This is a genomic window from Pseudidiomarina sp., from assembly GCF_048267825.1.
Classification (GTDB): Bacteria; Pseudomonadota; Gammaproteobacteria; order Enterobacterales; family Alteromonadaceae; genus Pseudidiomarina.
Genome location: NZ_JBLWWR010000001.1, coordinates 354,427 through 375,889 on the forward strand (window position 1 = coordinate 354,427; position 21,463 = coordinate 375,889).

Annotated in this window: 23 protein-coding genes; 9 read left to right on the top strand and 14 right to left on the bottom strand. The window is 48.7% G+C overall.

Annotated features, from left to right (window positions below; translation table 11 throughout):
• Positions 1-17 precede the first annotated feature (17 nt).
• A complete protein-coding gene (rpsB, locus tag ACN0UN_RS01765) occupies positions 18-749 on the bottom strand; it encodes a 30S ribosomal protein S2 (protein WP_128351673.1) in 732 nt (243 codons plus the stop codon).
• Positions 750-1,041: 292 nt separating this feature from the next.
• On the opposite strand from rpsB, the gene map reads away from it, so the two are divergent.
• Genes map through dapD form a run of 3 tightly spaced genes read left to right on the top strand, consistent with a single transcriptional unit; the run spans position 1,042 to position 5,315 of the window.
• Complete coding sequence (gene map, locus ACN0UN_RS01770) at positions 1,042-1,833, top strand: type I methionyl aminopeptidase (RefSeq protein ID WP_128351674.1); 792 nt, start codon at positions 1,042-1,044, stop codon at positions 1,831-1,833.
• Positions 1,834-1,839: 6 nt separating this feature from the next.
• Complete coding sequence (gene glnD / locus ACN0UN_RS01775) at positions 1,840-4,446, top strand: [protein-PII] uridylyltransferase (protein WP_417658456.1); 2,607 nt, start codon at positions 1,840-1,842, stop codon at positions 4,444-4,446.
• A gap of 44 nt (positions 4,447-4,490) precedes the next feature.
• Complete coding sequence (dapD, locus tag ACN0UN_RS01780; protein ID WP_339879392.1) at positions 4,491-5,315, top strand: 2,3,4,5-tetrahydropyridine-2,6-dicarboxylate N-succinyltransferase; 825 nt, start codon at positions 4,491-4,493, stop codon at positions 5,313-5,315.
• Here dapD and truC read toward each other — a convergent pair.
• Together truC and ACN0UN_RS01790 are read right to left on the bottom strand one after the other, a co-directional pair.
• Positions 5,312-6,037 (bottom strand): tRNA pseudouridine(65) synthase TruC, encoded by a 726-nt coding sequence (truC, locus tag ACN0UN_RS01785; protein WP_417658457.1) that lies wholly within the window; start codon positions 6,035-6,037, stop codon positions 5,312-5,314. The two genes, dapD and truC, sit on opposite strands and share 4 nt — an antisense overlap.
• Positions 6,027-6,371, bottom strand: coding sequence for a YqcC family protein (locus ACN0UN_RS01790; RefSeq protein ID WP_339879388.1), 345 nt, complete (start codon positions 6,369-6,371; stop codon positions 6,027-6,029). Before ACN0UN_RS01790 ends, truC begins: the two co-directional genes overlap by 11 nt.
• Positions 6,372-6,443: 72 nt before the next feature.
• Between ACN0UN_RS01790 and ACN0UN_RS01795 the strand changes: the two genes are divergently transcribed.
• Both ACN0UN_RS01795 and ACN0UN_RS01800 read left to right on the top strand, forming a co-directional pair.
• On the top strand, positions 6,444-7,460 hold the full coding sequence (locus ACN0UN_RS01795) for a DUF3549 family protein (RefSeq protein WP_417658458.1): 1,017 nt from the start codon (positions 6,444-6,446) through the stop codon (positions 7,458-7,460).
• Positions 7,460-7,771: a DUF3301 domain-containing protein gene (locus ACN0UN_RS01800; protein WP_417658459.1), complete on the top strand. Its 312-nt coding sequence runs from the start codon at positions 7,460-7,462 to the stop codon at positions 7,769-7,771. The genes ACN0UN_RS01795 and ACN0UN_RS01800 overlap by 1 nt, the downstream gene beginning before the upstream one ends.
• On the opposite strand, the gene ACN0UN_RS01805 is transcribed toward ACN0UN_RS01800, so the two are convergent.
• From ACN0UN_RS01805 to syd, 3 genes are all read right to left on the bottom strand, one after another.
• Entirely contained in the window at positions 7,737-8,078 is a 342-nt protein-coding gene (locus tag ACN0UN_RS01805; protein ID WP_417658460.1) for an Mpo1-like protein, read from the bottom strand. The two genes, ACN0UN_RS01800 and ACN0UN_RS01805, sit on opposite strands and share 35 nt — an antisense overlap.
• On the bottom strand, positions 8,068-8,730 hold the full coding sequence (locus ACN0UN_RS01810) for a GNAT family N-acetyltransferase (protein ID WP_417658461.1): 663 nt from the start codon (positions 8,728-8,730) through the stop codon (positions 8,068-8,070). Before ACN0UN_RS01810 ends, ACN0UN_RS01805 begins: the two co-directional genes overlap by 11 nt.
• 72 nt (positions 8,731-8,802) lie before the next feature.
• The gene (gene syd, locus ACN0UN_RS01815; RefSeq protein WP_417658462.1) at positions 8,803-9,351 is read right to left on the bottom strand and encodes a SecY-interacting protein; all 549 of its coding nucleotides are present in this window, start codon (positions 9,349-9,351) and stop codon (positions 8,803-8,805) included.
• Positions 9,352-9,472: 121 nt separating this feature from the next.
• On the opposite strand from syd, the gene queF reads away from it, so the two are divergent.
• From queF to ACN0UN_RS01835, 4 genes are all read left to right on the top strand, one after another.
• Positions 9,473-10,303, top strand: a complete 831-nt coding sequence (queF, locus tag ACN0UN_RS01820) for an NADPH-dependent 7-cyano-7-deazaguanine reductase QueF (protein WP_417658463.1) — start codon at positions 9,473-9,475, stop codon at positions 10,301-10,303.
• A gap of 21 nt (positions 10,304-10,324) precedes the next feature.
• Positions 10,325-11,680, top strand: a complete 1,356-nt coding sequence (gene ppnN, locus ACN0UN_RS01825) for a nucleotide 5'-monophosphate nucleosidase PpnN (RefSeq protein WP_417658464.1) — start codon at positions 10,325-10,327, stop codon at positions 11,678-11,680.
• 23 nt (positions 11,681-11,703) lie between these two features.
• The gene (locus tag ACN0UN_RS01830; protein ID WP_417658465.1) at positions 11,704-12,075 is read left to right on the top strand and encodes a DUF3192 domain-containing protein; all 372 of its coding nucleotides are present in this window, start codon (positions 11,704-11,706) and stop codon (positions 12,073-12,075) included.
• Positions 12,076-12,172: 97 nt separating this feature from the next.
• On the top strand, positions 12,173-13,177 hold the full coding sequence (locus ACN0UN_RS01835) for an isocitrate dehydrogenase (protein ID WP_417658466.1): 1,005 nt from the start codon (positions 12,173-12,175) through the stop codon (positions 13,175-13,177).
• 40 nt (positions 13,178-13,217) lie between these two features.
• On the opposite strand, the gene rlmM is transcribed toward ACN0UN_RS01835, so the two are convergent.
• The 8 genes from rlmM to ACN0UN_RS01875 are packed head-to-tail and all read right to left on the bottom strand — an operon-like array spanning position 13,218 to position 21,391.
• Positions 13,218-14,309 carry a 23S rRNA (cytidine(2498)-2'-O)-methyltransferase RlmM gene (gene rlmM / locus ACN0UN_RS01840; RefSeq protein ID WP_417658467.1) on the bottom strand — a complete coding sequence of 364 codons (1,092 nt, stop codon included), beginning with the start codon at positions 14,307-14,309 and terminating at the stop codon, positions 13,218-13,220.
• Positions 14,306-14,944, bottom strand: coding sequence for an alpha/beta family hydrolase (locus tag ACN0UN_RS01845; protein ID WP_417658468.1), 639 nt, complete (start codon positions 14,942-14,944; stop codon positions 14,306-14,308). The genes rlmM and ACN0UN_RS01845 overlap by 4 nt, the downstream gene beginning before the upstream one ends.
• Positions 14,937-15,839, bottom strand: coding sequence for a transcriptional regulator GcvA (locus tag ACN0UN_RS01850; RefSeq protein WP_417658644.1), 903 nt, complete (start codon positions 15,837-15,839; stop codon positions 14,937-14,939). The genes ACN0UN_RS01845 and ACN0UN_RS01850 overlap by 8 nt, the downstream gene beginning before the upstream one ends.
• Before the next feature lie 6 nt (positions 15,840-15,845).
• Complete coding sequence (locus ACN0UN_RS01855) at positions 15,846-16,610, bottom strand: SDR family oxidoreductase (RefSeq protein WP_417658469.1); 765 nt, start codon at positions 16,608-16,610, stop codon at positions 15,846-15,848.
• Positions 16,611-16,620: 10 nt separating this feature from the next.
• Complete coding sequence (gene mmsB / locus ACN0UN_RS01860; RefSeq protein ID WP_417658470.1) at positions 16,621-17,514, bottom strand: 3-hydroxyisobutyrate dehydrogenase; 894 nt, start codon at positions 17,512-17,514, stop codon at positions 16,621-16,623.
• A 49-nt stretch (positions 17,515-17,563) separates the two neighbouring features.
• Complete coding sequence (locus ACN0UN_RS01865) at positions 17,564-18,688, bottom strand: enoyl-CoA hydratase/isomerase family protein (protein WP_417658471.1); 1,125 nt, start codon at positions 18,686-18,688, stop codon at positions 17,564-17,566.
• A gap of 33 nt (positions 18,689-18,721) precedes the next feature.
• A complete protein-coding gene (locus tag ACN0UN_RS01870) occupies positions 18,722-19,879 on the bottom strand; it encodes an acyl-CoA dehydrogenase family protein (protein ID WP_128351694.1) in 1,158 nt (385 codons plus the stop codon).
• Positions 19,880-19,891: 12 nt separating this feature from the next.
• Complete coding sequence (locus ACN0UN_RS01875) at positions 19,892-21,391, bottom strand: CoA-acylating methylmalonate-semialdehyde dehydrogenase (protein ID WP_417658472.1); 1,500 nt, start codon at positions 21,389-21,391, stop codon at positions 19,892-19,894.
• Between the last annotated feature and the right edge of the window lie 72 nt (positions 21,392-21,463).

Genomic DNA, 21,463 nt, shown 5'->3' on the forward strand with positions numbered 1-21,463 from the left:
CCTCTAATCAGATGACTTTATTCAGTCTCGTCAGCTTCAACGAAATCGTCTGCTTTACCTTCAACAACAACGCCACGCGCTTCGTTGATAGCAGTGGCAGCTGCGTTCAAATACAGTTGTACTGCACGAATCGCATCGTCGTTGCCAGGAATTACATAATCAACGCCATCAGGGTTTGAGTTGGTATCAACGATTGAAATAACTGGAATGCCCAGGTTATTCGCTTCTTTAATCGCAATGTGCTCATGATCAGCATCAACTACAAACAATACGTCTGGCAAGCCAGCCATATCTTTAATACCACCAAGGCTCTTCTCAAGCTTTTCCATTTCGCGTGAGTTCATCAACGCTTCTTTCTTGGTCAGCTTTTCGAAAGTGCCGTCTTGGCTCATGATTTCAAGTTCTTTTAAGCGCTTGATTGATTGACGAACTGTTTTCCAGTTGGTCAACATACCACCTAACCAGCGATGATTTACGTAGAACTGTTTACAGTTTACAGCTGCTTCTTGAACTGAATCTGATGCAGCACGCTTGGTGCCAACAAACAAAATTTTACCTTTGTTTGAAGCAACGTGTTGCAAGAAGTTCAACGCGTCGTTGAACATCGGAACAGTTTTTTCAAGGTTGATGATATGAATCTTGTTACGCGCGCCAAAAATGAATGGCTTCATTTTTGGGTTCCAGAAACGGGTTTGGTGACCGAAATGTACACCAGCTTTCAGCATGTCACGCATTGACACGTTTGCCATGATCTTTTTCCTTTTTAAGGGGTTATGCCTCCATACATCCCATAGTTCGACCCGCGACGTAAACCTATGTCTTGAGCACCCCGACCTATGTGTCGATGTATGTGTGTGGTTAAGTGTTAACGAAGTCGTTAACGTACTTTAAGTGTTTGCAATTCGAATTGCGGGCGCTTTATACCATAAATAACCGCCACAAATCAAATTTTATAGCGCATTTCCAGCGCTTCACGGCCTCGCCCTTTGCTGGTAAACTACGCGCAATTAAATTGAATAAAGCACGGACTGAATCAGCCCCATGAGCATTACTATTAAAACACCTGACGAAATTGAAAAGATGCGTGCCGCCGGCAAACTTGCTGCGGACGTATTAGAAATGATTGGCCCTTATATAAAGGCCGGCGTAACCACTGCTGAAATTGATAAAATTTGTCACGATTATATCGTCGAACATGGTGCAATTCCTGCGCCACTCAATTATCACGGTTTCCCGAAGTCGGTGTGCACGTCATTAAATCATGTGGTTTGTCATGGTATTCCAAATGAAAAACCGCTCAAAGACGGCGATATCATGAATCTGGATGTTACCGTAAAGCTTGATGGCTACCACGGTGACACCTCAAAAATGTTTGTTGTGGGTGGAAAGCCAAGCATTCTCGCTGAGCGCTTAATTCGTGTTACCCAAGAATGCTTATACATGGCGATTAAAATGGTCAAACCGGGCATGCGCACTGGCGACTTTGCCGCAGTAATTCAAAAGCATGCTGAACAGCATGGTTACGCCATTGTGCGTGAATACTGTGGCCACGGTATTGGCGCGGTGTTTCACGAAGAGCCACAAATTCTGCACTACGGCACTGCTGGCACCGGCGATTTATTAGAGCCTGGCATGTGTTTCACTATCGAACCTATGGTCAATGCGGGCAAACGCCACACCAAACTGATGCGAGATGGATGGACCGTACTCACAAAAGACCGCAGCCTGAGTGCCCAATGGGAGCACACGCTGTTAGTCACCGAAGACGGTGTTGAAGTTTTAACCCTGCGTAGCGACGAAGATTTGCCGCGCGTTATTCATCACGAGAGCTAACGCACCATGCACAGCGCCCCTCCTTGCTGGCCGAAACCGGTCACTTTAAGCTCGGGGCGCGATTGCCTCGAAGCCTACCACACATGGTCCGCCGAAGCCTTTGTAACTGCTGATATTGACTTTCTCTTAGCTCACCGCAGTGAATTTATTGATACGTTGCTGCAACAACTGTGGCAGCAGTTCAAGTTACACAAAACTCAAATCAGCTTAATTGCAGTTGGCGGCTACGGTCGTGGCAATCTTCATCCACAATCCGACATTGATCTCTTGTTTCTGCATGAAACTGATCTCAATGACACTGAACAACAGGCCATTCGTAACTTTATTCAACTGTTGTGGGATTTGCGCCTGGACGTTGGCCACAGTGTACGTACCCCAGCGCAATGTATTGAACAAGCAGCGGCGGATGTCACCGTGGCCACCAGCTTGCTTGAGCAACGCCTCATTTGCGGTGATAAAAACCTTGCAGATGCATTTTTGTGGCAGGTACAACGCGACTTCCCTTGGTCAAGCCGCGCCTTTTATCAAGCCAAATTTAACGAGCAGCAAGAACGGCATCAGCGCTACCACGGCACAGCCTATAATCTTGAGCCCAATGTTAAAAGTAATCCCGGCGGCTTGCGTGATATACAAACCATTGGCTGGATAGCTAAGCGCCACTTTCACACCCAAAATGATGAAACGCTGGTTCAGCACGGCTATATCAGTGCTGAAGAGTTACTTGAGCTGCGTGAATATCAACAATTATTAGGTCGTATTCGGTTTGCACTGCATTTAGAAGCCGACAAAAAAGAAGATCGACTCCTTTTTGACTATCAACCCGGTATTGCAGCACGGCTTGGCTATGGCGAACCTGGCAAACGCGCTGTAGAAGCCATGATGAAGGATTATTTCAATGCAGTGGTGGGTGTCACCGAGCTGAACGAAATGCTGCTGCAGTTTTTTGAACAAACCATTCTTGGTGATGCCAGCGACGCCACTCGAAAACAGCTTGATGATAACTTCGAAGCCATTGGCCCGTTGATAGCGGCGCGCCACGACGCGGTTTTTGAGGCCCCAGAGAATCTATTGCGGTGCATGCTACTGGTTGCACAAAATAGCCAGATTAAACACTTACAAGCACATACCATTCGCCTGTTACGCAATGCGCGTCGCATTTTACGCCAACCGCTCAACAGCCTGCCCGCGTGCCGTAAACTGTTTATGCAACTCATAAGCCACCCACGGGGTTGTGGTGATGCCTTTCGATTAATGCACAAGCACCAGTTGCTGGCCCATTATCTGCCGCAGTGGCAGCAAATAGTCGGTCAAATGCAATTTGACTTGTTTCATGCTTATACGGTTGATGAACACACCTTTCGCTTGGTTCGCAACCTTTACCGTTACAGCGACCCCGAATACCAACAGGAATTTCCGCTGTGTGCTGAGATTGTCGCCACGATGGACAAGCCTGAACTGCTTTACCTTGCCGGCATATTTCATGACATCGCCAAGGGCCGTGGCGGTGATCATTCCGAATTAGGCGAAGTCGATGCGCTTAACTTTTCTCAGCAACACAATTTGGATGATCACGACGGCGAATTAATTGCCTGGCTGGTGCGCCACCATCTTTTCATGTCTGTAACCGCACAAAAACGCGATATTCACGATCCTGAAGTTGTGCGTCAGTTTGCTGAAAAAGTCGGCTCACAACGGCATCTGGATTATTTATATTGCCTGACCGTTGCGGACATCCGTGCCACCAACAGCAGTTTGTGGAATAACTGGAAAGCCACATTATTGGAAAATCTCTATCAGGCCACCAAACAGTTTCTGGCACAGAGCAAGCCTTCCGCAGCAACGGAAATGCGCCAGCGCATACATCAACATCAAGCACACGCCATGGGCCTGTTGCTAAGCCTTGGCTTTGACGCGCAGCCGGTTAATGAATTATGGAGCCGGTTTACCGCCGATTATTTCTTACGGCACCAACCCGAGCAAATTGCATGGCATTCACAGTACATATTGGCTGCAGAGTCCGATGATCAACTGCCAATAATCTTAGTGGGCGATGAGAATAACCAAGGCACCACCGAATTGTTTGTTTACCACCTTGAGCACGAAAACTTATTTGCAGCGGTTGCGGCGGTTCTCGACAGCCAGGCGCTGAGCATTCATGACGCGCAAATTTTGGCAACTCGTGACGGTTATGTCATGGATACTTTTGTGGTGCTGCAAGATGACGGTGAGCCCCTTACCGACGTGCGCCGCATCGAATCCCTCAAACAACAATTGCATGATGTGCTGCGCCAACGCCAGCCCGCACCGGGCGCACAACGACGGCTCCCGCGCCAGTTACGTAGCTTTAACGTGCCAACCAAAGTTGAGTTTGTTAGCGAGCGTAACCCGCGCCGTACGGCCTTTGAATTGACCGCACTTGATCGTCCGGGCCTTGTTGCTCATGTTGCTAAAGTGCTTCAGGCATTGGATTTAAACATACTAACCGCTAAAATCACCACCGTCGGCGAACAAGCTGAGGATTTATTCACAGTCACCACGCGGCGCAATGAAGCACTTAATGATGAACAGAAGCGGAACTTGCGTCAGCAGATCATCGCTGCCTTGGATAATTAATCGGGCGTATTCACACGCCACTGAATGATGTAACAGGATAAACAATGACCACCTTACAAACACGTATTGAAGCTGCCTTTGAGCAGCGCACAGAGATTTCTCCAAGTCGCGTTCCAGCTGAGCTGCAACGTGATTTAACCGAAGTTATTCAAAAAATTGATCAAGGTGAACTGCGTGTTGCTGAGAAATTAAACGGGCAATGGGTCGTCAACGAATGGCTGAAGAAAGCTGTACTGTTGTCGTTCCGCACGCAAGACAACCACCTGATGAATGGCGGCGAAACCCGTTTTTTCGATAAAGTGGATAGCAAGTTTATTGGCTATGACGATGCCCGCTTCCGTGCGGAGGGTATGCGCGTCGTACCACCAGCAATGGTGCGTAAAGGCGCATTTATTGGTCGTAACGTCGTGCTGATGCCTTCGTACGTAAATATCGGCGCGTTTGTTGATGAAGGCACCATGGTCGACACGTGGGCTACCGTTGGTTCATGTGCACAAATTGGTAAAAACGTGCATTTGTCAGGCGGTGTTGGTATTGGTGGTGTACTTGAGCCACTGCAGGCAGCGCCTACCATCATTGAAGACAACTGCTTCATTGGCGCCCGTTCAGAAATAGTCGAAGGGGTAATCGTTGAAGAAGGCGCAGTAATTTCAATGGGTGTTTATATTGGTCAAAGCACCCGTATTTACGATCGGGAAACCGGCGAAATACATTATGGCCGCGTGCCAGCGGGTGCCGTTGTTGTACCCGGAAACCTGCCCGCCAAAGATGGTACGCACAGCCTGTATGCGGCCATTATTGTGAAAAAGGTTGACGCTAAAACGCGTGCCAAAGTAAGTATCAACGAATTACTGCGCGCGGGTGATTAGTCCGCTCGAAACGGCTTGAGTAAATCATTTGGTACCGGCAGTTCAATATGAACTGCCGTTTTTGTATGCGGGTGGTCAAAGCGCAGCGATGTTGCCGCCAACATCAGTCGGTTTAAACCAAAGTGCTCACGGAAAAAGCGGTTGTGCCGCCCATCACCGTGATTACTGTCACCGATTATTGGGTGGCGCAAGTGCGACATATGGCGTCGCAATTGGTGCTTACGACCCGTTTTAGGGTGCAGTTCAACCAATGAGTACCGTGATGTTGGGTGTCGTTTACCTACCGCAAACGGCAATTCAATACGCTCTATACACCGGTACTCGGTAACGGCCTCTTGCGGCTCTTTGTCTTGATTCGCCTGCGCGTCGGCTATTTTATCCAACTCTTCTTTGAGTGGGTAATCTAACAGGCCGTCATCAATGTATCCCCGCACAACGGCGTGATAAACCTTTTGAATTTGTCGGCTGGTGAAAATTTCCGTCATTGCGCGTGCCGTATCAGCATCTTTTGCAAATAACAAAATTCCTGAGGTAGGCCGGTCTAAACGGTGCACTGGGTATACCCGTTGACCAATTTGATCGCGAACTTTCTGCAGCGCAAATTCGGTTGCTTCACGCGCTATCCAGCTGCGGTGCACCAATAAGCCGCTGGGTTTATCCACCGCCACAAAGTAATCATCTTGAAATAAGATGGTCAGGTCGTGATTGAAATTAGACGTCATCAGCTAACGGGTCAGCACCGCTCAATAAAATATCAAACTCACGCAAGCTTGCGATCAAGCCTTCATGATGTTCCATTTCTTCTCGATAAACATGCGTTGCCATAGGGCTTACCGCAATGTTTTGCGGCAATGGGTGTTCGCTATCAAGCATCGACCACATACGCGGCAACATAATAAATTGTAACCACTGATGGAAATCAAGGGTATCCATGGCAAAGGGTTCAGTACTCGCCAAAGCTTGCGATGACGGGTAATGTGTCTGCCACAAGCCCAGGCAATTTAATTCTGCTTCAATACGCTCAAGCAAACGAGCTGCTCGTTGTCGTTGGTCCATGACTACCTCCACGACTTATTTTAGTTATAATGGCCGACATCTTTAAGCAAAATTGAAAATGATGCAAGTTTCATGACTATTACAAACCTAGCTGAACTACTCAACGAAAGCCAAAGTGACTTTGTCGTATACGATTTAGGGCGCCGCGTGCAAGCTATCGATGCGAATACATTCAGTGCAATATGTGCGCAGCAACGTCCCTACCCTTACCCTTTGCAAGACCATGCTTGGTTTGCTGTCGTGTTTTGGCCTCAGGTTACTGCCGATCAACCTGAACCCTTTCTTTGGTTTCTGAAAATGCCGTTGGACGAGCGCGGTTTGCTGAATCATGCTGCACAACAAGAGTTCATGACACAAGTTATCGCGATGTTGGGGCAACAAATTACAGGTGCACTGAGCGACGAACAAGAGCAACAGTTGCAGCAATCAGCCTACTTGTTTACGCCCTCTGAGGCAAAACGCGCGGCGGTGCATGCCCAACTCACCACGCGTTGGCAGCGTCCGCCATCACGCTATTATCAAACGGCGCAGAATGAACTGCGTCAACCCACCGCGGAAGGCTGGCAACAGCTGGGCATTCAGGGGATTCATGATGTTGCCGCGCGACTAAATGACGATGCCGCAACCGCAATGGCCATTGCTGAAAATTTCGCGCAGTACCCAGAACCGCTGCAGAATGCCTTAGCAGAAGCGCTTGAGCACACTACAGCGCCGCAAACCATGAAACAGCAATTGCTGGCTTGTGTGACGAGTGATAGCAGTCAGGTGCGGCTGAATAGCTTGCGCGCCCTTGCTGGGTTTGCATCGGATACTGCACTGCAACAGCACCTTGCGCGGCGCATGCCTGTTGCCAGCGCCGACGAATTAGTGATTATTGTCGCCAGGCTTTGGCCAGCGCTTTGTGGCGACTTGATGGAAGCTTATTTATTACGATGCGCAGAACTCAACAATTCCGCCCTGTTTGCGGGCATTGTTCGTGATATCCTGCGTCTTCCTGACACCCGCATATTCGCGCTGGGTTTAGTGCAGCGTAACGACTTACCGACACCGCTGTACAAAGCTTGGCAGCAATTTATTGGAGCGCAATAATGGTTCTTGCTGATGCCATCGCATTGTTGTTCGTTGGTTTTATCGTATTAATCTTCTGGCAAGGTCGCCGTCAGGCCGAGCAGGCTCGTCGATATGTTGAGCAGTACTGCAAGCAGCAACAATTGCAGTTTCTTGATATTGCATGGCAAGGCGGTCGCCCAGCCAAGTTGCAACGCCATATTGGTTGGTTGAGCCGCTATGAATTTGGCTTTAGCAGCGATGGTGAAAGCCGATATAACGGCCAAGCGACGCTACTAAACATGCGCCTGGTTGAAATTACGACCCCGCCGCACCGGGTCCCGACCCCTTAGGGCCTGACTTTATACCGACTAGGCTCAGCAAAAACTGGCCGTACATAACCCAGTCACCAAGCAATGAATAAGCCGGATATTTAAACGTAGCCGGCTTATTGTGTTCAAAAACAAAATGCCCCAACCACGCGAAGCCATAGCCAATCAAAGGAATGGCCAGCAACCACAGCCACTGTTGCGTTACAATTGCATAAACCAACACCGCAATCACTAACGTACTCCCCATATAATGCATGGCACGACAGCGACGATCAGAGTGTTCTTTTAAGTAATACGGATAAAACTCCGCAAAGCTTTTAAATTGCACGACTCACCTCATCTAATTGTGAACGTGATTGAAACATCAGCTTACCGCTAATGTCGCCAACGCTTAATTCTTGAACCAATTCATAACCGTGTTGTTCGAATAGGCTCAAATACTGTGGTTGGGTTACATACACGGCGATGCCCCGTGATTGCGGCTCATCATCGATTGCCGATTGCGCCGCCCGAACCAGTAAATCACCCCACCCTTGCTGCTGATAACGCGGGCTAACTGCAATAAAAGCCAACATGTGGTAATCATCACCGTGCACAGCCTCTTGAATCAAGCGCTCCTTTTCAAGCAACTGCATGGTGCTGACATAGCCAGCTGTCAGCAGCATTTTTAAACGCCAATGCCAATACTTACCCGGGCCAAAACTTTTGCCCGGCTGCGTCAAGCAAACCACCCCAATTAACGAGTCGCCGTCAAACACACCCAGCATAGGTTGTTTCGCTTCCCAAAACGCCATCAATTCTTCACGAATGGCTGCCCGTAAACGCTTTTCGTAATCCGGCTTATCCGCCTGAAAAATTGCCATCAATAATGCATCGTCGTAATACGCTTGATAGAGCAGCGAAGCTGCCATTTTCAAGTCTTCAGCAACCAAGTACGTCAACTGGCCATCACGCAGTTGAGCTGGGTTTATTGTTGTCATTTTTTACCCCTGATAAACGCTCAATTACTTAACTCTGTTCTGATGCAATTCAAGTTACTTGATTCAGATCAATTAATCCACCACACGCGGCGTCAATTTTTGTACAAATTCAGCCAGGCTATCAGCCACAATTTCGTGCTGTGGTTGGCCAACAAATTCCAGCCCGACTTGGCCACTGGCATTGTCGATACTCACCAACAAATCATCGGATTCTTCGGCTAAACCAATAAACAAAGTAATGGGTTGGCGCAACCGACGCTTCATCAATACGTGGCCCGCTAAATTCGCCTGCAAACGTTCACCATCTTCTAAACAATGATTCTGTAACAATATTAGCGGATGATGGTCAAAGGTGACATTGATATCCGCTGCGAACCAACGGCCGTAGAAATGGGCAATATCTGCATGAAATGGCTGTTCCAGTGCGTTCGCTAAATCATCAAACTGCATGGGTTCAGCTTGACGCACAGGCTGCCAGATAACGCGGTTTTGCTCAGCAGGTTCACCATAAATTGGTGCCTGCCAACCGTCATGAGATTCGGTGAGTAAAGGCACTTCGGCTTGTGCGTAAGCGCTTTGATAACGAGCAATTAACTCATCTAATGCGGCATCAATGTGCATGAAATTGGTCCTAACGTGGTAGCTTAGTTTGCAGAAATCAGTTTTTCTGGTAACTCGTCAACAGCAGCGCTACAATGGCCGACTGCATAAAAAACAGTAGTGTAACAGGTAATTGAAATCGATGAAGCAACCTCTCGCCCATTTGAATTTGGGCCAACCAACGCAGTATCCGACCCAGTATGACGCCAGCTTATTGCAAGCAGTGCCGCGTCAGCTCAATCGCACGCCTATAGGCCTGAACGAGGGGGCATCGTTGCCGTTTCACGGCGACGACATTTGGCATGGTTATGAATTATCGTGGTTGAATACTCTGGGCGTACCTCAGGTTGCGGTCGCCGAGTTTCGCGTACCCGCCACCAGTATCAATCTGGTGGAATCAAAATCATTTAAATTATACCTCAATAGCTTCAATGATAGCCGTTGGGATACCTGGCATGCAGTACAACAACAGCTTACCGAAGACTTGTCTGCCTGTGCAGGTGGCCAGGTGTCAGTGCGCCTCGATACCGTGCAACAAGCACAGCAGGCACCATTTAGCGACTTGCCGGGCCTATGTATTGATGCTCAAGACATTCGCATCGACAGTTACGAATACAATCCGGAGCTGTTGAGCCTGCATGGCAATCACGTGGTTAATGAAACGCTGCACAGTCACCTGCTTAAATCAAATTGCTTGATTACCAATCAGCCTGACTGGGGCTCGGTACTCATTCGTTATCGTGGCCCTGCAATTGATCATGCAGCTCTGCTGCGTTACATCATCTCGTTTCGCCACCACAACGAGTTTCACGAACAATGTGTCGAACGGCTTTATATGGACATTAAAACGCGACTCAAACCCGAACAACTGACTGTTTACGCGCGTTACACGCGACGCGGTGGTCTCGACATCAACCCGTTTCGTTCAGACTTTGAACAAACGCCGCAGTCTGTTCGCTTAAGTCGCCAATAACAAATCAAAAAAGGAATCGAAATGCGATTTAAAATTTCCCCGCGGGGCAGCATGAGCTTGCTCTCACAACTTGAAATAAACCGACTGCAACAAAGCAGCGACGAACAACTCTATAAGCTATTTCGTAACTGTTGCCTGGCTGTGTTGAACGCAGGCAGTACCACGGATAGCAGCGAAGAGATTTTTGAAAAATATAAAGATTTTGATGTCAACGTCATCAAATGTGAGCGTGGCGTGCAACTCGAATTGGTTAACCCACCCGCCGAAGCCTTTGTTGACGGCGAATTGATTGCGGGTATGCAAGAGTTGGTTGAAGCCGTGCTGCGTGACATTTTGTTTACCGGTGAACGCTACAACGCACAAACGTTAGACTCAGCCGATACCCACACCTTAACGCACGTAGTATTCGACATTTTACGCAACGCCCAGGTTGTGCAACCGAACCTCGAGCCCAACGTTATTGTGTGCTGGGGTGGCCACTCCATCAATGAAGTTGAGTACAAGTACACCAAAGAAGTCGGCTATCAGCTCGGCTTACGCAGCTTGAATATATGCACAGGGTGCGGTCCAGGCGCCATGAAGGGCCCTATGAAAGGCGCGACCATTGGTCATGCCAAACAACGCATTGTCGACGGCCGCTACCTTGGTTTTACCGAACCGGGAATCATCGCCGCCGAGCCACCGAACCCAATCGTGAACGAACTGGTGATTTTGCCTGATATCGAAAAACGCCTCGAAGCCTTCGTGCGTTGTGCGCACGGCATTGTGATTTTCCCGGGCGGCGCAGGTACGGCAGAAGAGCTACTCTATATTCTGGGTATTCTGATGCACCCAGAAAACGAGCGCCAAATACTGCCTATTATTTTGACCGGCCCTGAAAGCAGCCGCGAATATTTCGATGCGATTGACGATTTCGTTACTGCTACACTTGGCGATGACGCGCGTAAGCTGTATCAAATTATTGTTGGTGCACCTGCCGAAGTGGCAAGGGCAATGACACAAGGTGCACAAGCGGTAAAAGAATATCGTCGCGACACCGGGGATTCGTATTGTTTCAACTGGACCCTACACATTGATGAAGAGTTTCAGCGACCGTTCGTGCCCAACCACGACAATGTACGCAACTTGAATTTGCATCGTGGGCAAGAACCACAAACACTTGCGGCAGATTTACGCCGGGCATTTTCCGCAATTGTTGCAGGCAACGTGAAAGATGACGGTATTCGTGCAATTCGCAAACACGGGGTATTCGAAATCCACGGCGAACGTGACATGATGAAGAAACTGGACGTGTTGTTGCGGGCATTCGTCGAACAAAGCCGCATGAAACTGCCTGGTTCAGTGTATCATCCGTGCTATCGTGTCATTACAGATTAAATTAGCTCAAGGAGGCGTAGCTGATGTCAAAAATGCTTAAAGTTGTGTTAATTGGCTTTGCCATTTACGCGGCAGCAGCTGCGCTGGTTCTGCATCTTTATCAAGCCGACCCGGAAAATATGAGTTGGCAGGAACGCGAAACCTTCAATCTCAAACAGATCGGCCGCCTTGACCTCGGCACTCAAAAAGACGATGTGATTCGTTTGCTGGGCTCACCCGATATTAGTGAAGCGAAAGCCACGGATGACGGCGAAGTACTGATTTTATTTTATCGCACCCATCACGTGAAATCCGATGGCATTACCACGCGCGATGAATGCACCCCAATGCTATTTAAAGACGGTGCACTGATTGCCTGGGGCGCTGATGCTTATAGCGAATATCAATCGTTTTAATGACACTCGACACCTCAGCAGCTCCCAAAATCTGCTATAGTTCGCGCCAATCGATGTTAGACACTTAATTTGACCTAGAAGTTAGAAGGTACCCGCGATGAGCACCACAATTACTGTAATTCCCGGCGACGGAATTGGCCCAGATATTATTAATGCCACACTGAAAATTCTTGACCACGCAGGCTGTGATTTTAACTATGAATTTGCCGATGCTGGCTTAGCAGCACTTGAGAAGACCGGTGAGTTGTTGCCACAGGCAACGTTAGACGCAATTGCTCGCAATAAAGCAACATTAAAGGGCCCGTTAACAACACCTGTTGGTGAAGGGTTTACATCAATCAACGTCAGTTTGCGCAAGCAGTTTAATTTGTATGCCAATGTACGTCCGGTAAAATCCTTTAAGGGTACGCAAGCACGCTACGAAAATATTGATATTATTACGGTGCGCGAAAACACTGAAGGCATGTACTCGGGGCTTGGCCAAGTTGTTTCTGAAGACGGCTCTGAAGCACAGGCGATGAGCAAAATCACCCGCGCGGGCTGTGAGCGTATCGTTCGTTTTGCATACGAACTGGCCCGCCGCGAAGGCCGTAAGAAAGTCACCGCAGTACACAAAGCAAATATTCTTAAATCAACCTCAGGCCTATTTTTGAAGGTAGCCCGTGAAATCGCCGCTGAATATCCAGATATTCAGTCCGATGAAATGATTGTTGATGCGGTGTGCATGAAACTGGTGATGAACCCAGAGCAATTCGACGTGATTGTAACCACCAACCTGTTCGGTGATATTTTATCTGACCTTTGCGCAGGTTTAGTTGGTGGCTTGGGTATGGCGCCTGGCGCCAATATTGGTGAGAAGTCAGCTATTTTTGAAGCGGTACATGGCTCTGCACCAGACATCGCTGGGCAAAACATTGCCAACCCAACCTCAGTAATTTTGGCAGCTATTCAAATGCTTGAATACCTTGGTATGCATGATCAAGCCAAGCGTATTCTTGCCGCAGTAACCGACGTTATTGCTTCGGGCGACCGCACCACGCGTGACCTCGGCGGCACCGGTAGCACTACAGATTTCACCCAGGCTGTGATTGAACGGTTATAAAACCCTATGAATAAAAAAACCGACCCTCAGGTCGGTTTTTTTATATCCAGCGAATATGCACGGTAACTTCTTCACGGTCATGGTAAAGTTGCTTTGCTTGCAACTCAAACTTACCACGCCCCTGCTCCATCAAGTCGCGCTTGATATGCTCTAAATATTCCGCCATCGCAGCGTAGCGACGCTTCATGGGCAACTTAAGGTTGAAAATGGCTTCTTTGCAATCGCCATCAATCAACCAACTGGTCATCAGTTCTCCCACACGCGCAGGCTTTTCAACCATATCGCACACCAACCAAGTCACGTTCTTTTTCTTCGGTCGATATTTAAAACCATCTTCGCGAATATGTTTAACCTGCCCTGTCTGCATCAAGCTCTCAGCCATTGGCCCATTGTCGACCGCCTGAACCATCATGCCGCGGCGCACAAGTTGATAGGTCCAACCGCCAGGTGCCGCACCTAAATCCACAGCATTCATGCCTGAGCTAATGCGCTCTTCACGCTCGTGCTCAGGAACAAACACTTGAAAGGCTTCGTCAAGTTTCAACGTTGACCGACTCGGCGCATCACTCGGTGAGCGCAAACGCGGAATCCCCATCAACCAAGGTGACTGATTGAATGAATAAGAAAAACCGATATAAATTTCTTTATTACTTAAAAAGAATGCGTGCAATGTTGGGCGTCGATCGCTCTCTTTCGCCGTCAACCAATCAATTTTTCGCAGCCCCTGGCGCAATGGCACCGTGAACTTACGGCAAAACTTCGTGAGCTCTTTACCTAAATTGGTATCCGGTGTTTCCAGGCGCAAATCACCACAGGGCTTAATGCCTGGAAAAGCTTCCATCACATCTTCATCCAACAACGCAACCTGCACGGCACTTACTCTGTCTTCTTGGGGAAGATCAGTCACATGTGCCAAAATCACAATAAATTGGCGGGTAAACATTAATTCGGCAAGTAGCAATTTTTTGGCCAAGTGCTCGGCCTCTTCGCTTTGACAGCGATATACAACATAACCTTGTTGCGCTTTGGTTTGGCAATAGCCAAAAATGCCCAGCGCAGCAGTTTTATCCTGCAGCTCGGCGGCACAATCACTTTCAAATCCAGGCCGACAATAGGCCACAATTCCGGTCATTCACAACCCCTTGGTAAAACACTATTCGTTATTTCATTAACCGCAGCTTGCCATAGCTGCTCACGCGTATAACCACTACGCTTGGTCGGCTCTAGACTGTGATCACCGCCATCAATCCATTTTACTGCAACATTGTTAGGTAGCTTGTAGCTCGCGACCTCGTCGGGTTTACCCAAAGTATCGCGTGTGCCTTGAATAATTAAATTTCGCGTGCGGTTGTTGGCTAAGTCAGCTAAACGCAAGGTGTCAGGTTTGCCAACCGGATGAAACGGGAAGCCAAGAGCAATGGCGCACTTTGCATTCAATTCATCTGCAAGCCGAAATGCTACCCGCGACCCCATCGACTTACCCATCAAAATTAATGGTTTATCATCATTAAATTGGCCAACCACGGTGCGCATGCAATGCTCTAACTCGGGCATCCGGTTTGGCGGGCGCCGCACACCGGTGTCCATAAACTTCTGCCAGTACGGAAAATTAAAGCGTACAACTTCAATATCGTTGAGTGCGAGTCCGAGTGCAAAATATTGCATAAAGTCACTTTGCAAGCCTGCCCCAGCGCCATGCGCAAACACCACACGTACACTGCCTTGAGCGTTATCACGTTGTATTGCAACACGCTGGCTCTCACTCATAGCTGTCCTCTTCTTCCTCAACCACTTGCAGCAACCAATTTCGGAAGGTCGCGATTTTACCTACTTCTGACTGAGAGTCACGACAAACCAGATAAAAAGATTTTTGCCGTGGCAGTGCTTCAGGAAAAATTTGTATTAAATGGCCAGCGTCTATTTCCGGTTTAACCAACACATTATTCGCCAAAGCTATCCCTTGGCCATGCACTGCAGCTTTAAGTGCAAGGTTTGAATGGCTGAAAATAGGCCCGTTATCACCTTTGTCTTTATCAATACCCACCAGCTTAAACCAGTCCTTCCACGCGTTACGCGTTTCATCGTGTAATAACGTATGATTCAGAAGATCGCGCGGTTCGCGTAGCGGCTTAGTACCGGTTAGCAGTAACGGCGAGCAAACCGGAAGCAAGAATTCGTTGTGCAGTTTATAGGCTTTCAAGCCCGGCCATTTGCCCGCACCATAGTAAATGGCAACGTCAACATCGTCAGTTAACGAACCGTCAACCTCGTCCACGGCGCGAATTCGTACGTCAATGTCAGGGCAAGCTTCACGAAAGCGGCTAAGGCGTGGCACAAACCATAAAATAGCAAAGCTAGGGGGCAAGGATATTGTCAGTGAGCCGCGTTGGCTGGCATATTTCACCCGCTCAGTCGCTTGCACAATGTGGTCAAATATTTCTTTTAATTCAAGAAAATAGGTTTGCCCTTCAGGGGTAAGTAGTAGCGACCTGTTGCGCCGCAAAAACAACTGTACCCCCAAATACTCCTCAAGCCCTTTAACTTGATGACTCACCGCAGCTTGGGTGACATAAAGTTCATCGGCCGCACGCGTAAAACTCAAATGGCGCGCAGCCGCTTCAAAAGCCTTTAAAGCATTTAATGGGGGTAATTTACGCATCAGTACTCGTTATAGTCGAACTCCACCGTCTATTTCTACCACACGACCACTGAAGAAGTCATTCTCAATGATGTATCGGGCGCTGTGTGCAATTTCTTCCGGCTGGCCCCAACGGCGCAATGGAACCATGTTCAACGCACGTTCAATTGCTTCAGGCTTCATTTGCGCAGTCATTGGTGTTTCGATAAAGCCTGGCGCAATTGCACCACAACGAATACCAAAACGCCCAAGTTCACGCGCCCAAGTTACGGTCATTGCTACCACACCCGCTTTGGTTGCGGCGTAGTTGGTTTGCCCCATGTTACCGGCACGCGCCACACTTGAAATGTTAATAATAACCCCGCCATTTCCAGCTTTCGCCATATGGGCAGCGGCTTCACGACCACATAAGAAACTTCCGGTTAGGTTCACATCCAATACCGACTGGAATTGTTGCAGCGGCATTTTGTGGGTGATTTCACCGTCTTTGCATTTAATCAGCAAGCCGTCACGCAAAATACCAGCATTATTTATCAACACATTGACCGCACCAAAGTCAGCGGCAATGTCATTAAACACCTGCTCAACGGCCGCTTCGTCCGTGACATTCACGACGTAGCTTTTTACTTTTTTCGCACCTTTGGCGGTACAGATTTTTTCTGCTTCTGCCAAGGTATCAGCATTCATATCAATTAACGCCAACTGTGCGCCATCCGCAGCGAAATACTCAGCCATTGCACGGCCCAAACCTTGCGCGCCGCCCGTGATAACAATTGTACTTTCAGCAATTTTCATAATGTTTCCGTTACTTCGTGTTTGCTTTTACGTAGTTAAAAATACTGGAAAAGTCTTCGCGACCATGCCCCAGCTGCGACCAGCTACGGTAAAGATTATGTGTTAAAGCACCCATTGGCGTCGCCGCACCGCTAGCTAATGCTGCTTGCTGTGCCAAACCAAGATCTTTACTCATAAGGTCAACCAAGAAGCCGCCTTGATAGCCATTACTCGAAGGGACATTATCCATCACATTAGGGCATGGATTATATACATCTAAAGTCCAGTTGCTACCCGAGCTCTTCGACATGATTTCAGACAAGACTTTTGCGTCCAAACCATGCGCAATACCAAGCTGCAGTGCTTCTGACGTGCCAACCATTAACACGGACAAGAGCATGTTATTACAAATTTTGGCTACTTGTCCGGCACCGACATCACCGGCGCGGAAGATATTCTTGCCCATGTGCTGTAATACGTCACCCGCGCGCTCTACCGAAGCTTCTTCACCGCCACAGATAAAGGTAAGCGTGCCGGCCTTAGCCCCCCCCACACCGCCTGAAACTGGAGCATCAATAAAGGAAATATTCTTAGCTTTTAGCGCAAGACCAACGTTACGAGCCGTGGCGGCACTGATGGTACTGCAATCAATCGCCAGCGCATTTTCGCCAAGCACATTGATTAAGCCATTGTCGCCCAAATAAACACTTTCAACGTGCTTATCGGCAGGCAGCATACTTATCACAAAGTCAGCGCCCTGCGCTGCTTCGGTCGCCGATGCAGCGCGTGTGCAACCAGCTTCTTCTGCCGCCAATAACGCCGCTTCCGCAAGATCAAATACTTGTACCTGATGACCACCTTTCACGAGGTTGGCCGCCATTGGGCCACCCATGTTTCCTAATCCAATAAATCCGACTTTAGCCATGATTGAACCTCATTAATCGTTAATCGTTAGTCGTTAATCGTTATTGTTGTTATTTACCTAACTGCGCCAAGGGGTGCTCATCCGCGCTCCACGGCGACGTGAAAAAGCCGTCAACTTCTTCTGCTGAAACCTCAGCGACTGACGCATGTTGCCATTTCGGCTGCTTGTCTTTATCAATCAACAACGCGCGAATGCCTTCAGCAAAATCACCGCGCATTGCGCACTGCACCGATAACGTTAACTCAAGCCGGAAACAGTCGGCCAAGCTCAAGTCAGTGCCATGCTGCAGTTGATTCCAAACAATGTGCGCCGTCATCGGGCAACCGGCCGCTAACGTCTGACGTGCCTTGGCTAGCCATTTATCGTCGGTCTTATCATTCACTATCGCTGCCACAACAGACTCAATATCGGCACCGGCAGTTAGTTTTTTGATGAGGCGCTGATGCCCTTCAACTTGGCCCGCTGGACGGTGACTGCTATCGCGTAAACTCAAACCGTTCAGTACGTCTGTCACTTTTTGCTGGTTTAACGCGGCAGTGTCGCCCCATTTAACCTCACGCAAACCTGCAAGAACGTCGTCTTTGCTGGTGCTCGCAATAAAATGATCGGCCAATTTCAGGTAGAGGGCATCGGCCGCATTCATGTGCGCGCCCGTAATGCCTAAAAATAATCCGCAGCCGTCTGGCATTTGATTTAAGAAATGGGTCGCGCCCACGTCGGGGTATAAACCAATATTCACTTCAGGCATCGCCAACAGCGAGCGTTCAGTAACAATACGGTGGCTTGCGCCGTTCATAAGGCCCATACCGCCGCCCATGGCAATGCCATGGCCCCACAACACAATTGGTTTCGGGAAGGTATGAATGGCATAATCTAATCGATATTCCTGGCTAAAAAAGTCAGCGACTTCATCAACCAATACGCCTGGCTTAGCCTGCATCGCTTTATACATGGCAACAATGTCGCCACCTGCACAAAATGCCTTTTCGCCGGCGCCCTGAAAAAATACACAAGCAATGGCGTCATCGTCAGCCCATTGCTTCAATTTCGGCTGCATTAACTGAATCATTGGCAAGCTTAACGCATTGAGCGACTTTTCAGAGTTCAGCGTTGCAACGCCGATACGCTTGCCATTTGCCGCTTCGAGTTCATCAAATAGTACTACTTGGTCCATGTTTGACCTCCGTTATAGACAAGAAAGCCACCCTTAAAGGATGGCTCGGTCCATATCTGCCAACAAGCGGCGCGCAATAATCACCCGCATAATCTCGTTGGTGCCCTCAAGAATTTGATGCACACGAACATCGCGCACATGCCGCTCCAGTGGGTATTCCTTGATGTATCCATAACCACCGTGAATTTGCAGTGCTTCGTTACACACCTGAAAACCCACATCAGTCGCAAAACGTTTTGCCATGGCGCAATAGGTGGTTTTATCCGCATCATTGCTGTCCACTTTAAATGCCGCTAAACGCACCATTTGACGCGCGGCAACAAGTTCAGTGGCCATATCCGCCAGCTTAAATTGCAACGCCTGGAAGTGCCCTAACTCTTTACCGAACTGGGTGCGCTCGTGCATGTAATTGGTTGCGGTTTCCAGTGCTGCCTGCGCAGTACCCACTGAACACACAGCAATATTAATGCGGCCGCCGTCCAAGCCCATCATGGCAAACTTAAAGCCTTCGCCTTCCTGGCCAAGCAAATTTTGTGCCGGAATACGCACATCTTCAAAGGTAACTAAGCGAGTTGGCTGCGCATTCCAGCCCATTTTCGCTTCTTTCTTACCATAGCTGATTCCCGCTGCGTCAGCTGGAACCACAAATGCCGAAATACCTTTCGGCCCTGGCTCGCCTGTGCGCGCCATTACCACCAGTACATCGGTGCTACCGGCACCAGAAATAAACATCTTCGAACCATTCAGTACGTACTCGTCGCCCTCTTTCTTAGCTGACGTACGCAAACTTGCTGCATCAGAACCAGCACCCGGCTCAGTCAAACAATACGAACCGAGCTTTTCGCCGGTCACAAGCTCAGGCACCCACTGTTCAATCACATCCGGCTGCGCGAATGAACCGATCATCCAGGTCACCATATTATGAATGGTCATCATGGCTGTGGTTGCAGTACAGCCCATCGCCAACTGCTCAAAAATCAGCGCGGCGTCGAGTCGGCTCATGCCAAAACCACCCGCATCTTCTGGCGTATACATGCCCATAAAACCCATTTCGCCAGCTTTACGGAACACTTCAATTGGGAAATGAGACTCTTCGTCCCATTGCGCCGCGAACGGCGCCAGTTCTTTGTCAGCAAAGGCCTTTGCCGTATCGACAAAAGCTTGTTGGTCGTCAGTTAAATTAAAATTCATGACAACGTCCTATTACTTCAAATGAATAGTCATATTTGGGCCGTTAGCGTCTTCAATATCGCTTTCGAACCAACGCGCAGTAATGGTTTTGGTTTCGCTATAGAAGCGCACAGCCTGCTTACCATAAGCATGCAAATCACCAAAGAATGAGCCTTTCCAGCCAGTGAATGAGAAGAATGGTAATGGCACTGGAATCGGAATATTGATACCCACCTGACCCACTTCAACATTGTGCTGGTATTTACGCGCAGCGGCGCCACTAGCGGTAAAGATTGACGTACCGTTACCGTATGGGTTGGCATTAACCATGGCTAATGCGTCGTCCAAAGTGTCAACTTCAGTTGCACACAATACCGGGCCGAAAATCTCGTTCTTATAAATTTCCATATCGGTGGTTACTTTACCAAACATGGTTGGTCCAACCCAGTTGCCATTCGGGAAGCCTTCAACTTCACAATTGCGGCCATCAACCAACAGCTCAGCACCTTCTTTTTGACCCTGGGTGATGAAGTTCTCAACACGCTGTTTTGCTTGTGGGCTAATTACCGGACCATAAGCGGCGTTTTTGTCATTCCAGGCGCCTGGCTTCACTTTCGCAATCTCAGCGGCTACTTCTGGAATCCACTCGCGTGCAGCACCAACAAATACCGCAACGGAAATAGCCATACAACGCTGGCCAGCCGCACCTACAGACGCACCCACCAAGTTACTAATTACTTGTGATTTATTCGCGTCTGGCATGATCACACAATGGTTTTTCGCACCCGCAAATGCTTGCACGCGCTTCATATTCTCTGTACCACGACGGTAAATGTATTGGCCAACGGCAACTGAACCGACGAATGAAATCGCACGCACAGCTGGCTCATCCAACAAGAAGTCGACTTGTTCTTTGCCACCGTGAATGACTTGCAATACACCCTTTGGCGCACCAGCTTGTTCAAACAGCTCAACTAAACGCGTTGGTGTAAGCGGATCTTGCTCAGAAGGTTTCAGAATAAAAGTGTTACCACAGGCAATTGACAGCGGGAACATCCATAACGGAATCATCGCCGGGAAGTTAAACGGTGTAATACCCGCACACACACCCAAAGGCTGCGTATAGCTGTAGCTATCAATACCGCGTGCCACGTTTTCGACCGTTTCACCCATCAGCAACGAAGGTATGTTTGCTGCATGCTCAACCACTTCGATTCCACGCCATACGTCGCCTTTCGCGTCATCAAAGGTTTTACCGGTTTCGCTGGCTAGAATCTCAGCAATTTCGTCATGGTGTTCTTTAAGCAATGCTTGGTAGCGCATCATAACGCGCGCTCGTTCGCTAACTGGCACTTCTTTCCACGTCAAAAACGCTTTCTTCGCGCTTTCCACGGCCTGCTTCATTTCGTCCTGTGTGGCGCATGGCGCCTGAGCGATTACTTCTTGTGTCGCCGGATTGGTTACATCAATCCAGTTACTGGTTTTTGACTGGACAAATTCACCGTCAATAAATAAAGGAACTTTCTTACTCATAATCACTACCTCGTTGTTTAATTCGTTTGCCGTATTTTGTATATCTGTATTGTCGGTCTTTTCATGGCGCTT